This window comes from Paenibacillus baimaensis (assembly GCF_025567575.1).
Genome location: NZ_JAOQIO010000116.1, coordinates 82,962 through 96,807 on the forward strand (window position 1 = coordinate 82,962; position 13,846 = coordinate 96,807).

The following is a 13,846-nucleotide window of genomic DNA, read 5'->3' on the forward strand; positions in this document are numbered from 1 at the left end:
ATATCCAGTTGTTGAACACTGTTAGCTTTTAACGCTGTTAAACTATTAAGGGAACGCAAGGAGGAGCCGTCATTAAAGGCGGTTTTCTTTATCGGCCCATGTAGGGATATCGGTTTTGTGATATATTGGAAGTATTCATGATTCCACTTCATGTAAACGCTTTAAATGCGATAATGTTAAGCCTTTTCTGCTGCCTATAGACGTATGTGTTTGTGCGGATTAGCAGGTAATAACCTAAGGGGGTGTTCCGTGTTTAATATACGAGCCAAGATGAATACAGTTTATTCACGGATCCTCATCTTCAACATCTTGCTCGTGATCATTATTTCCTTGGTTCCCCAGGTGCTGTATATTCATTATTTTTCAACGGCTTATAATGAGGAGATCATGAGACAAAGCACGCAAGATGTCAACAAGCTCAAGTACGCAGTGGATGAAACCATTCTCGATCGCGTCATCAGACTGGTCAATATTTATTTCTCCGATATTCCAAGCAATGAAATTCTAGCCTACCCACTTACACACGATATTAGCGGCAATGGCTTCAAGATCGCTGAGGTCAGCAACTATTTGACGGATATCCCGTATAAGCTGAACTTCCTGCAGTCCGTTGAAGTCTGGTATACAGCAGGAAATGTATATATCAATGATAAGTACAACTCTTACCTTGATTCCGCAAGCTCCAGAAAAAGTCTGGATGATGCGTGGATCGACGTATTAAGGAACCAGGAAACGCCCAATCGTTGGCTGGCCCCACGAATATCGATGCCCTTGAATATGCCAGTGATCACTTATTTATCCAATATCCCGTTAATCGATAAAATTTCCAATAGACAAGCAGTCGTTGCCATTAATATTAAGGAAAGTGCAATCCATAATTTGATTCAATCCTCACCCACAGACGGTGAAGTTTTATTTATTCTCGATGAAGCAGGCAATGTGCTCGTTCATAGCGATAAGCAGTGGATCGGCCATAATTTCAATCAAAAGGATTATATTCAAACCCTGCTGCAAACGGACGATGGTACTTTTGAGTCTTCAGTTGAAGGTGTCCAAAGCGTCGTGAGCTACTCAAAATCCAAATACAATAATTGGAAATATGTTTCCGTTATTTCGATTGATAAACTATATCAGAAGTCACAGCAGCTGACTCATTATTTAATTATTACGACGATCATTCTGCTCACAGTAAGCTTGCTGCTGTCTATCTACGTAACGCATCGGGCGAATAAGCCACTGCGCAGAGTCATTCAGACCATTCTCAATCTGGGAAATGCCGAAGGTCAGCTGGAGAAAGGGACGAAAAGCGAATACACGCTCCTTCACAATGTAATCGATCGGGTGTCCAAAACCATACATGATTTGCATCATCAGATGGAAGCTAACAAGCCCATTATCCGTGATAAATTTATTATGAGGCTCCTGCAGGGGGATATGGATCAGAATGATCCACAGGTCGAACACATGGAGCAGATGCTCGACATCCAGTTTCATCAAAACAAAACAGCCTGTATGGCCTTAAAGATTTACGATACGGAGGGTACAGGTCTTGGGAATGAAATGATCGTTCCTTATAGTATGCTGCACAATCTGGAGGCCCAAGAGGAATATTGGCTCTGCTCAACCATTGATAATGCGGGCAACATAGTGGCCATTCTGAATTACTCCAAAGCTATCGATAAGGAGGAGATTTGCAGCAGCATTGGTGCTCAGATCAAAGGGAAATATGTACTTGGCTTCGGTCAGGAATATGAGCATAGTTATGCCAATATTGCCCGGTCCTATACGGAAGCCTGCGAGTGCTTGAATTATGCCTTTATTATGCCTGCCCAATCATTAATCGTATATGAGGAACTGGCAATAACAAGCCGCAAGGAATTCGGCAGTGGCTTGCAGATTATGGAGCAGCTGTCTGCAGCGGTTCGCAGCCGGAATAAAGATATGGTTGGTTCCATTCTCGATATTTTGCTAAAGGGACTTGTCTCTGGCAGGTATCACATTGATTTTTGCCGCAACACGGTGTTTGATGCTATTTCGGTTATACGTACTACGGCGATCGCTATGGACATTGATCTGGAGCGTTTTCTCGGCTACGACATTCGGGATTATGGAAGAAAATTGGATAATGTCGCAAGCTTAACGGATTGGTTGTCAGAAGTAGCGGTGCAAATCATGGATTATCATACAGCGGATATCAATAACGATCCCGGCTCTGCGCTGGAACGGCAGATTATGGCCTATATCGAACAAAATATTTACAATGAAATATCGCTTTCCTCCTTAAGCGAGGGCATACATATGAATTCCAGCTATGTGAGCCGGATTTATAAATCTGTAATGGGGTCGAATTTTTCGGAGCATTTGGCGGGGATCAAGATGAAGCATGCGGAAAGTCTGCTCAGGGAATCAGATTTATCGATCAAAGACATTGCCGAGAAGCTTGGGTATACGAGCCCGAGATATTTTGCCAAGTTATTCAAAGAAAAGTTTGGCTTCACACCCAAAAGTTATCGGGATAGCCTGGGTGGGTAATCCTTTAATCGAATCCGAGTGTTTTAAGCTGTGGTGAGCAAGTCGCCGCGGCTTTTTGTTATATCAGCTAAAAAACCTGGAATATCAGGCTCTAGAGGTAGGGAGCTAGTGAAAAGTAAAAATAGCAGCACAGGTAAAAAAAATGACAGCTGCACGACTGGAGTAGGGAGCAAGGCGCTATTGCAATCAAAGACGTAAAAAAAACAGCACCGGTGTAAAGTTATTGACGCTTGTCGGTGGCAGACCCCAGGACGTACGATAAAGGCATCAGGCACAGACAACAGATTGGAACAGGAGGAATGGGCATGGAGAGCAATTCGGTCGCTCCCGCAGCAGAACTGAACAATCGCTTGCAGCGTCAGGCAAAGAAAGAAAGCTTCATCAAGCTATACTGGAAACAAAAATATTTTTTCTTCATGCTGATTCCGGTCATCGCATATTATCTTATTTTTCACTATGCGCCCTTATATGGAATCGTGATCGCTTTTCAAAATTATTACCCGCTCAAGGGGGTTGCGGAAAGCGAATGGGTCGGGCTGGATCATTTCAGGGAGCTGTTCACAGGGCTGTATTTCCTGCCTGTATTGAAGAATACGCTCATCATCAGCACTTATAAATTGATTTTTGGATTTCCTGCACCCATCATCCTGTGTTTGATTCTGAATGAGGTACGGATTGTTGTGTTCAAGAAAGCGGTGCAGACGATCACCTACCTGCCGCACTTTATTTCGTGGGTTATTCTCGGTGGCATTGTGATTGAATTCCTCTCCCCGACCCGAGGGTTGATCAATGCGATCATCATGTCACTCGGCTACAAATCGATTTTTTTCGTGACGAGCGAAACCTGGTTTCGAACTATTCTCGTGCTCTCTTCGATTTGGAAGGAGGTCGGCTGGTCCACGATCATCTATTTAGCCGCTATCACGAGCGTCGATCCAGAGCTGTACGATGCAGCCGATATGGATGGGGCGGGCAGGCTGCGGAAAATCTGGAATATTACGATGCCATCAATCATGCCTGTGGTTACGATCATGTTTATTTTTGCGGTCGGCGGTATCATCAATGATGATTTTGACCAGGTATACAATTTGTTGAACGCTTCGGTTCTCTCGGTTGGAGACGTCATATCGACGTATACGTATCAGGTTGGTTTGGTTAAGGGTGATTACAGCTTTGCGACGACTGTCGGACTATTCAAAAACATCATCGCCTTCCTGCTAATATTGCTCACGAATTATGTAGCCAAGAAAACCAACGACTATTCTCTATGGTAGGTGACGGAAGTAATGGAAACGGTACGTAAGAAAAGAAAACGAACAGTTGAAGATTTTATCGTGGATACGATTGTGTATGTCACGTTGATCCTGCTCAGTATAATGACGATCATCCCCTTCATGCAGGTGGTAACCGTTTCAATGAGTCCGCCGCATGTGGTCAGCAGCTATGGGGTTCATTTAATTCCGTTGGAATTTGACTTTGATGGCTACCGCAAGGTACTCGCTTATCAGCAAATCTGGACGGGATATATGAATACGATCCTGCGGGTGATCATCGGGATTGTCGTATCCATGACCTTGATGATCCTGGCTGCCTATCCCTTATCGAAGAAAAATCTGGTGCATCGCAAGTTCTGGACGATCTTCATGGTATTCACGATGTTTTTTAGTGGAGGGCTGATCCCGACTTATTTGATTGTCAAAGGCATTGGGCTGTACAACAGCATCTGGGCGCTGGTATTGCCAGTAGCGATCAACACGTTTACGATGCTGATCATCCGCAACTACTTTATGTCGCTCCCTGAGGAAATTCAGGAATCAGCCAGAATTGACGGTGCCAACGAGTTCATCATTTTGACGCGGATCATCCTGCCGATATCGATTCCGATTCTTGCCACAGTCGGCTTATGGACGATGGTCTATCATTGGAACGAATGGTTTAATGCGATGATTTATCTTAAGGATTCCAGTAAGGCCGTACTGCAGCTCGTGCTGCGCAAGATTTTATTCGAGGGCTCCGAGCCGCAGGCTGTTGAGGCTGCCAATACGATCTATGCCAACACCGACACCATGAAAATGGCTGCGCTCATGGTATCTCTGCTGCCCTTGCTGGCCGTGTACCCGTTCCTGCAAAAGTATTTCGTTAAGGGCGTTATGATCGGCTCATTAAAAGGTTAACCCCGTTCCTGAAGAAGTAGATAACTTTCATATCGGGACGGCTTATCATATCCATTATAGGAGGGTCTTAGATGAATCCAAAAGTAGTTCGTCATGTAGGCAGTTGGGTGAGCGCTGCCTTGTTAGCAGGAACGATGGCTGCATGCAGCAGTGGTGGCAGCACAGCAGCCCCGGCAGCGTCTCCAGCAGCAGCCCCGACCGCTGCAGATAAAGGAGCGACGGCACAGCCGAAGAATGAGGCACCTGTCACGATCGAATGGGCAGGCTATAACATCAATGACGTAGCTCCCGATCCCAATTCGGAAGTGCTGCAAGAAATCTCCAAACGGTTTAATGCCAAGCTTAATGTATGGACTGCGGATTCCCAGAAATATAGTGAAGTGTTCAATGTGCGAATGGCCTCTGGCGAAATACCGGACATTCTCAGACTGAAGGGCTTTGAGCTTTCCAAGCTGGTAGACAGCGGAGTAGCGGCAGAGCTTCCGGTTGATATGATCAAACAGAAGGCACCGAATTATTACAAGCTGATATTGGATAACGATACTTCAGGCTCGGCCTTCCGCTCCAGCATGTATAAAGGCAAAAACTACGGCTTATCGGCATTCCAACTGGATGGCACTTATCCAACCAGTCTTGTATGGCGAATGGATTGGCTGAACAACGTAGGCATTACCAAAGTGCCGGAAACACTGGCCGAATTTGAGGATGCGATTTACAAGTTCACGAACAATGACCCGGATAAAAACGGCAAGAAGGACACCTACGGACTTTCGAGCACTGCGATGCAAACGGTTCTCGGAGCTTTTGGTCCGATCCCTACGGATGTTATCAAAGGCACTACCCCTTACTCGGGTCTCTGGTATACCGTTAAGGATAAAAAAGTGCTGATGGACGCCATTCAGCCGGAAATGAAAGAAGGCTTGAAGCTGCTGGCCAAATGGTATAAGGACGGTGTGATTGATCCCGAATTTGTCACGGGCGAGAATAAAGGCGGCTACTGGGCAACCTCTCACGCATTCATTAACAACCGGATTGGCGTAACGGGCAATGTGATGTACTACCACTGGACACCGCCGCTTACGGAAGGAGACCTGGGTGGACCCGTCTACCAGGAATTTATGAAAGTTAAACCGGATGCCAAATATGGGGAAACGTGGGCGCTTGGCAAAGCAATCAAGGGGCCGGATGGAAAAGCATTTGGGGCCAATATTTGGGGTTATAACAACGAAACGCTGGTGATTACCAAAAATGCAGCCAAAGACCCGAAAAAGCTGGATACGATTCTGAAAATGCTCGATACGCTGGTGACCGACAAAGACTACTATATGCTGGTCAATTACGGAGTCAAGGATAAGGATTATACGGTCAACAAGGATGGCTCCATTGCCTCCAAGCTGAAGAATCCAACTGAAACGGCCCAACGCGGCGTTAGTACCTTCGGCATGTACACGAACAACCCTTTGGTTGTAAAGGATATCTTCAAAGCCAAATATGAGCTTGCCGACAAAGTAAAGGGCACAGGCACGCCACCTTCTTACCTGCCAAGCGTAGAAGCCTCAGGGAAATACACGGCTGACATGCAGAAGCTGACCACCGAAAATTATATCAAGATCATTACTGGCGATCAGCCGATTGATTCCTTTGATGAATATGTAAAAAAAGCAAGGGCAGCGGGTGCCAACGAAATCGAGAAGCAATATACAGATGTTATTAAATAAGTTCATTGTCCAACCAGGGGCTGTCACAATCGTAGATCAACTACTGATGGGGCAGTCTTTTGGTTCTGTGCCAACAACTATAGGAGGGAGCTCATGAGACAAGCAGGTGGCAGAATTCTTATTTGTGCAATTGCTATCCTTGTATCGGCAATTGTTTGCACTGGCTATATCTCCTGGCAGCATACGGAACGGGGAAATTCAACCTATTCATCCAATTTAACTAGTCCAACGGTTGCTTATATCAATGGAGCAGTCATAGAGGAACGGGAATTCAATCTGTTTTTGTCCCAGGTAAAGGCCCAGGTTACCAGTTATTTCAAACAAAAATTCGATGCAGACGACTCTTCTACATTTTGGACTACGAGCTTTCAGGGGGAGGTACCTATCATAAAGGCCAAGCAGCTGGCCTTGGAGCAAATTAAACAGGTAAAGGTGCAGCAGTTGTTGGCACAGCAATTCGGTCTGCTGGAGGATACCAGCTATTCTTCGTTTCTTGATAAATGGGCAAAGGAGAACCAAAGGCGACAGGAGGCTGTAGCTAACAATCGTGTGATTTATGGTCCACGGCAATACGAGGAATGGGGTTACTACACTTACGTGCAATCAACGATGATCATCCAATTAAAGGCCGTTATGAATGAGCGAGAAGAGGCCGTATCTGAACAAGAGCTGATCAATCTTTATGAGCAGCTGAAGGGCAAGCTTTATCAAGAGCCGGGAGAGCGAAAAGCTGGCAGTTACATTCCGTACAGTGAGGTCAAGGATAGTGTAAAGCAGCGTCTGATTGACGCCAATTACGATGCTAGAGTAAAGCAGGAGCTTGAAGCAGCAAAGGTGGTGGTGATGGAACCAATTTATCAACAAATCCAGATGCAATAAGAGAAGTTGTTGCAGCAGATGATTGTTGTAAGCGCTTATATTTTAATTGATGAGGAGAATGATTAATGAAGTTAATCAAGGCAGTTCGTCTCTGTGGGTCGCTCGGTTTGATGTTCTTACTCATGTTAGCCTTCGCTGTGTCCATACCCGCCTGGACGACTACCACCTATGCCAACAATACAACCTATTATGTAGATTCTGTTGGCGGCAATGACAGCAACAATGGTCTAAGCATGGGGGCACCATGGAAAACTTTGACCCAAGTCAACGGTACGACCTTTCAGCCGGGTGATAAAATTCTTTTTAAGTCAGGCTCCACATGGTCCGGTCAATTGCATCCGCTGGGGTCCGGTTCTGCTGGCTCTCCGATTATTATAGACAAGTACGGTACAGGGAATAAGCCGATTTTTAACGGTAATGGTTTGACCGGGGCGACCGTCTACTTCTACAACCAGCAATATTGGGAAATTAACAATCTGGAGGTAACCAATACTGCAGCGGCGGAAGGGGATCGATACGGGGTTAAGGTCGAAGCGCACGATGTGGGGACCTATAATCATTTTTATATCAAAAACCTGTACATTCACGATATTAAGGGTACCAATACGGATGAACTCAAGGTTACCGGAGGTATCTTCGTTACGGTGTCAGGGACTGCTGTGCGGACGAAATGGAATGATGTATTGATCGACGGCAATACGGTGGAAAGGGCCGACCGCACCGGTATAAGCAATGGCAGCTCCTGGGGCAACAATGACGGCAGTGGAAATTTCGAGCCGTATACCAATCTCGTCATCAGCAATAATACACTGAATGATATTGGCGGGGACGGCATTGTGATGCGTGCATCCATTAACGGCCTGATCCAATATAATGTCGTGAACACAGTACATGCGCGGGACACCCATTATAATGTGGCGATATGGGCTATTAACAGCACCAATTCGGTGATGCAATTTAATGAAGCCTATAATACGAAAACAACGAATGACGGTCAAGGCTTCGATTGCGACTATAATCTAACTGGATGCACGGTCCAATACAATTACAGCCATGACAATGAAGGCGGGTTTCTCCTGGTCATGGGTAACGGATCGATCCGTAATGATAATATGGTCGTTCGCTATAATATTAGCCAAAATGATCGTGCACGAATTTTTCAGTTTAACAGCGGCTATACACCGTTGAACGCGAACATTTATAACAACACTTTTTATATTCGCTCAGGCTTAGGCACGAGTATTACGACTGGATTGAGCGGCAGCAATCCGATCTATTTCAAAAACAACATCGTATATAATTTGGGAAGTGGCGGGTATACGGTAAAAGCCAATGATGTTTATGATTATAACCTCTTTTATGGCAATCATCCTGCGAGTGAACCCACCGATGCTCACAAGCTTACCACCGATCCTCTCTTGGCGGGCGCAGGCAGCGGAGGAACAGGCCTCAACTCAGTAAATGGCTATAAGCTGGGATCGGGTTCACCTGCTCTGGGGTCGGGTCTGCTTATAAGCAACAATGGTGGTAAGGACTACTGGGGGAACACCGTATCTGCTTCGACTGCTCCAAACCGCGGTGCCTATAATGGAACTGGGGTGACCCTTCCGAATGTATGGACGGCTGTGGATGATGCCACGGTTCGTGATGGAACCTATGCCGGAACCAATCAGGCGGGAACTACTGCAGTCACCATAGATACCAAGAATGACTTGACCAGCTATAAGCGTGACGGTTATTTTAAATTTGATTTTGGCAGCTATAGCGGAACCGTATCGGCGGCATCGATTACACTCACCCCTACAGCTGCGGCCTCAACCGGCATCCAGAATGAGGTAGCCTTGGTTAGCGACAATACCTGGACAGAAGGGGCCATTACATGGAACACCAAGCCAGCGTCCAGCACCGTTCTTGGTGCGTATACCATTACTAGCGGCACACCGATTACGATTAATGTGACCTCTCAGGTGCAAGCGGCTATGACGAGCGGCAAAAAGCTTTCAATTCGGGTTTATAGTACATCACCTGTGAATTCCAATGGGAATGTTTCCTATGCTTCAAAAGAAAGCACCGATATCGGAGGGCGGCCGCATCTGAATATCACACCTTAAAAGCGTTGAATAACCAGCCTCACCATACTATGCAGTCAATGTGACTTGCTTTGTATTGTGGGGCTGTTGTTTTTTTGTTAAGATTTGAGAAGTATAAATTAAAGGAGAGATAGTGACATGCGGGCAGCGGTATTGCAAGGCAAGCATCATATTGAAGTAGTCGCATGGGAGCCAGCCGAGCTTATGCCCGGAGAGGTTAGAATTCGTGTTCAAGGCTGTGGTATTTGCGGTACGGACCAGCATATTTATCACGGAAATCCGGGTTCGGCAGCCGTTACACCTCCAATCGTGCTGGGACATGAGCTTGCTGGTGAAGTCACGGAATGCGGGGAAGGTGTCACCCAGCTTAAAGTGGGGGATCGGGTATCGGTTGATCCGAATATTTACTGCGGTAGCTGCCGATATTGCCGCAATGGTCAGCTGAACCTGTGTGATCACCTTCAGGCAGTCGGTGTTACGCGAGACGGTGGGATGGGTGAATATTGTGTAGCGCCTGCAGCCAATTGTTACCTGCTCCCCGATTCAATGAGCTTTGTGGAAGGAGCTATGGTTGAGCCGCTCGGTTGTGTGCTTCATGGTTTTAAGAAGCTCGACATTCGTCCGATTCATACCGTGCTCTTGATCGGTGGCGGATTTATCGGTCAATTGTTCCTGCAGCTGGTCAAGAAGCAGGGAGCAGCTCGAATCATCGTCAGTGACCCTGCAGCTGAGAAGCATGCGGCACTGCTCGCATTAGGAGCGGACGAGGTCGTAAGCCCGACTGCGGACGTTGTGGAGCAGTTGAAGAGCCAGGCCGATGTCGTTATTGAATGCGTAGGACGCCCCGAATCGATGGAGCTGGCTTTTGAAGCTGCGGGAAAAGGTGGTCAGGTGCTGCTGTTTGGCGTTGCTTCACCAGCCACTCAAATCAAGGTGTCGCCGTTTGCGATTTTTGCCAAGGAGCTTCGTGTATTAGGTTCATTTATTAATCCGCACACACACGAGGAAGCCATTGCCCTTATTCAACAGGGAATCGTCAGTATAGAGCCGTTAATCAGCCACAAATTCAAGCTTGCAGATATACCACAGGTGATGGGCGATTATCCTAAAATGAATGTGAACAAAGGTGTTATTGTATATTAAGAATCAAATTAATTGCTATTGATGGAGGAGACCTACGATTATGATTTTGGGAGCAATAGAAGCAGGAGGCACTAAATTTGTTTGCGGGATTGGCAACGAGCACGGTGAAATCATGGATCGGATCAGCTTTCCGACAACAACACCGGAAGAGACCTTGGGTCAAGTGATTCGTTATTATGCAGACAAGCAGGTTGAAGCGATAGGAATCGGATCATTTGGTCCGATTGATCTGAATAAAGAGAGTGCTACCTACGGAAGCGTTACGACTACGCCGAAGCCATATTGGAGTCAGTACCCGATCCTGAGCGAGCTTCGCAAGCATATTCATGTGCCGATGGGATTTGACACTGATGTGAATGCTGCAGCTCTTGGGGAAGCGGAGTGGGGAGCAGCCAAAGGACTGGACAGCTGCGTATATGTGACCATTGGTACCGGAATCGGCGCAGGAGCCGTGGTAGAGGGCAAGCTGCTGCACGGCCTGCTTCATCCAGAGATGGGACACATTCTGGTAAAGCGTCATCCGGAGGATACGTTTGTTGGATCTTGTCCCTACCATAGTGATTGTCTGGAGGGTATGGCTGCAGGACCTGCCATCGAGAAACGTTGGGGCCGCAAAGGGATTGATCTGGTGGAGAACCAGCAAGTATGGGAATTCGAAGCTTATTATTTAGCGCAGGCTGTGACGAACTTCATCTATATTCTTTCTCCTAAGAAAATCATCCTTGGCGGCGGTGTCATGAAGCAAAAGCAATTATTTCCGTTAATCCACCGTCATGTTATTAGTATATTGAACGGCTATGTCCAGAAGGAAGAGCTGACAGCTGAGAAAATCGGCCAATATATTGTACCACCCGCTTTGGGGGACAATGCCGGTTTGAGTGGTTCTTTAGTGCTGGCAAGGCAGGAGCTGGAGCGGAGCCGAGTTACAGTCTAGTGTTGTAGCTTTCGTTCAACTGCTGCTAAGCCGCTGCAGCGTTTGCTCAACTTTGCGTAGATGGGAGGCCATACGTTTTTTGGCGAGTGTGGCAGAGCCTTGTTCTATCGCTTCTACCAGTTGAAAATGCTCGTCTGACAGTCTGGACGCTTCACTCTGTTCGGCGAATAGCCAGAGACGTCGGCTTTCACGCATGATGGGTCCCATGGAAGAAAACAATGACTCCAGCGTTCCCGCAAGCAGCGGATTTCCTGAGGCTTGTGCAATCGCAACGTGAAAGCGGATGTCAGCCTGATCAAGCTGGTTTTCCTCCTGGAGCGTCATCATCTCCTGGATGATTTGTTTGAGCAAGGCGAGCTGCTCAGCCGAGCGGCGCCCAGCTGCCAGGCTTGCGCTTTCCGTTTCGAGTATATAACGCAGCTCAAGCCAGGCTTTGAGCTGTTTGATATCCTGAATTTCAGGAGCCTGCCAAATTCCAATGGCAGGCTCTTTATCTTTAAGCACGAAGGTACCTCCACCGTGGCGTACGTCCACCCAGCCTTGGGCTTTCAGCGAAGCCAATGCCTCGCGGATCGTGGAGCGCCCGACCTGAAAGAGCTCAGCCAGCTTTTCAACGGAAGGAAGCCGTGAGCCAACGAGCCAATCCCCCTTCATAATTTGTTCGCGTAGAGCTTCTGAGACTACAGCAGAAGCTTTTGGAATCAGCATAATATCGATCCTTTCATTAATAGGTTAATTCGATATTGACACAGGTAAAAGCAACCTCTTATAATTAAAGTCATCAGATGACCTGACTAATTATTATTTGCTATTTATGATTGTAAATCAGAACGATTCAATATGCAACGGGGAGGCTTTATATCGATGATATCACCATCCGTACATGAAGAGCTGAAGGCTGCTGTAGGCCCAGGCTGGTACAAATATGATAATGAAACGCTTGTTTCCTACAGCTACGATGCAACCCCGCTTTACCAGGCGATGCCTGATGGCGTCGTATTTCCGGCTTCAACCGCAGAGGTGTCGGCTGTGATGAAGATATGCGCCGCCAATCGGATTCCTGTAATTGGACGTGGTGCAGGCAGTAATCTGTGCGCAGGCACCGTTCCGATGCAGGGCGGTCTCGTGATGGTAATGACGCGGATGAACAAGCTGATCGAGATCGACCAGAACAATTTGACCGCCACCTTTCAAACCGGCTTGAATACGAAGAAATTCCATTTGGCGGTCGAAGAAACTGGTTTATTTTATCCTCCAGACCCGAGCAGCATGATTATTTGTACGATGGGCGGTAATATTGCGCTGGGAGCAGGGGGCTTGCGCGGACTGAAATACGGAACGACCAAGGATTATGTTATCGGCCTGGAGGCTGTGTTGGCCAATGGCGAGATTTTACGTACAGGTGGCAAGCTGGTCAAGGATGTGGCGGGTTACGATCTGACGAGGCTGCTTGTTGGTTCTGGTGGTACGCTGGCCATCTTGACCGAGGCTACCGTGAAGCTTGTTCCGCGGCCGGACTTCCGACGTTCCATGATTGCGATCTTCAGTGATCTTCAATCGGCAGCTCGAACCGTATCACAAATTGTAGCCAGCCGGATTACGCCCTGTACGCTGGAATTTATGGATAAAGCGACAATTCGCGTCGTTGAGGACTTTTCCAAGATCGGATTGCCGGTGGATGCAGAAGCGATTCTGGCCATTGAGCAGGATGGGGACGAAGCCATGGTCGAGCGCGATTTGTTGAAAATCGCCGACATTTGCAAGCAGCAGGGAGCGATTCAGGTTAAGGTTGCAGCAACTCCTGAGGAGGGTGCCAAGGTTATGGAGGCCCGCCGGACGGCACTTGCCGCTTTGTCGCGCTTGCGTCCGACGACGATTCTCGAGGATGCCACCGTACCGCGTTCAAGGCTTGCTGATATGGTGCTGGAAATACAGCGGATCGCCAGCAAGCATGATGTTCAAATTTGTACCTTCGGGCACGCAGGCGATGGCAATTTGCATCCGACGGCGATGACGGATGCGCGAGACGAGGAGGAGCTTCACAGGGTCGAGCTGGCCTTTGAGGAAATCTTTGAAGCGGCTATCGGCATGGGTGGGACGATTACTGGTGAGCATGGTGTCGGTATGGTCAAGGCACCCTTTTTGGAATGGAAGGTAGGTGCTTCCGGTGTTGATATCATGAAACGTCTGAAGGCGGCATTTGATCCAGACAACATTCTCAACCCCGGCAAGCTGTTCGCCGAGACGCGTAAGCGGATTGTATATAAGAACGAAGCAGACGATACAACGCCGCATGAGCCCCACTCAGGGACCAAGCAGGCCGTCGATCCAATCCATAACGAGCATAATGGTCAAAAGACCCATGGGGAGGGGTAA

10 protein-coding genes are annotated in these 13,846 nt (G+C 47.4%); 9 read left to right on the forward strand and 1 reads right to left on the reverse strand.

All coding sequences use genetic code 11. From position 1 onward, the window contains the following. Window positions 1-249: 249 nt before the first annotated feature. From OB236_RS34770 to OB236_RS34805, 8 genes are all read left to right on the forward strand, one after another. Window positions 250-2,532: a helix-turn-helix domain-containing protein gene (locus tag OB236_RS34770; RefSeq protein WP_262688147.1), complete on the forward strand. Its 2,283-nt coding sequence runs from the start codon at window positions 250-252 to the stop codon at window positions 2,530-2,532. A gap of 305 nt (window positions 2,533-2,837) precedes the next feature. Then, a complete protein-coding gene (locus tag OB236_RS34775; RefSeq protein WP_262688148.1) occupies window positions 2,838-3,806 on the forward strand; it encodes an ABC transporter permease in 969 nt (322 codons plus the stop codon). A 12-nt stretch (window positions 3,807-3,818) separates the two neighbouring features. Beyond that, the gene (locus OB236_RS34780; protein ID WP_262688149.1) at window positions 3,819-4,706 is read left to right on the forward strand and encodes a carbohydrate ABC transporter permease; all 888 of its coding nucleotides are present in this window, start codon (window positions 3,819-3,821) and stop codon (window positions 4,704-4,706) included. Window positions 4,707-4,777: 71 nt separating this feature from the next. Beyond that, the gene (locus tag OB236_RS34785) at window positions 4,778-6,424 is read left to right on the forward strand and encodes a type 2 periplasmic-binding domain-containing protein (RefSeq protein WP_262688150.1); all 1,647 of its coding nucleotides are present in this window, start codon (window positions 4,778-4,780) and stop codon (window positions 6,422-6,424) included. Between the two features lie 93 nt (window positions 6,425-6,517). Next, window positions 6,518-7,303: a hypothetical protein gene (locus OB236_RS34790; protein WP_262688151.1), complete on the forward strand. Its 786-nt coding sequence runs from the start codon at window positions 6,518-6,520 to the stop codon at window positions 7,301-7,303. A 65-nt stretch (window positions 7,304-7,368) separates the two neighbouring features. Beyond that, entirely contained in the window at window positions 7,369-9,414 is a 2,046-nt protein-coding gene (locus tag OB236_RS34795) for a CBM96 family carbohydrate-binding protein (RefSeq protein WP_262688152.1), read from the forward strand. Window positions 9,415-9,531: 117 nt separating this feature from the next. Then, a complete protein-coding gene (locus tag OB236_RS34800) occupies window positions 9,532-10,536 on the forward strand; it encodes a zinc-dependent alcohol dehydrogenase family protein (RefSeq protein ID WP_262688153.1) in 1,005 nt (334 codons plus the stop codon). A 40-nt stretch (window positions 10,537-10,576) separates the two neighbouring features. Beyond that, the gene (locus OB236_RS34805; RefSeq protein WP_317259414.1) at window positions 10,577-11,470 is read left to right on the forward strand and encodes an ROK family protein; all 894 of its coding nucleotides are present in this window, start codon (window positions 10,577-10,579) and stop codon (window positions 11,468-11,470) included. A gap of 15 nt (window positions 11,471-11,485) precedes the next feature. On the opposite strand, the gene OB236_RS34810 is transcribed toward OB236_RS34805, so the two are convergent. Beyond that, window positions 11,486-12,178, reverse strand: coding sequence for a FadR/GntR family transcriptional regulator (locus tag OB236_RS34810; protein ID WP_262688154.1), 693 nt, complete (start codon window positions 12,176-12,178; stop codon window positions 11,486-11,488). Window positions 12,179-12,334: 156 nt separating this feature from the next. Here OB236_RS34810 and OB236_RS34815 point away from each other — a divergent pair, with 156 nt between their 5' ends. Next, on the forward strand, window positions 12,335-13,846 hold the full coding sequence (locus tag OB236_RS34815) for an FAD-binding oxidoreductase (RefSeq protein WP_262688155.1): 1,512 nt from the start codon (window positions 12,335-12,337) through the stop codon (window positions 13,844-13,846).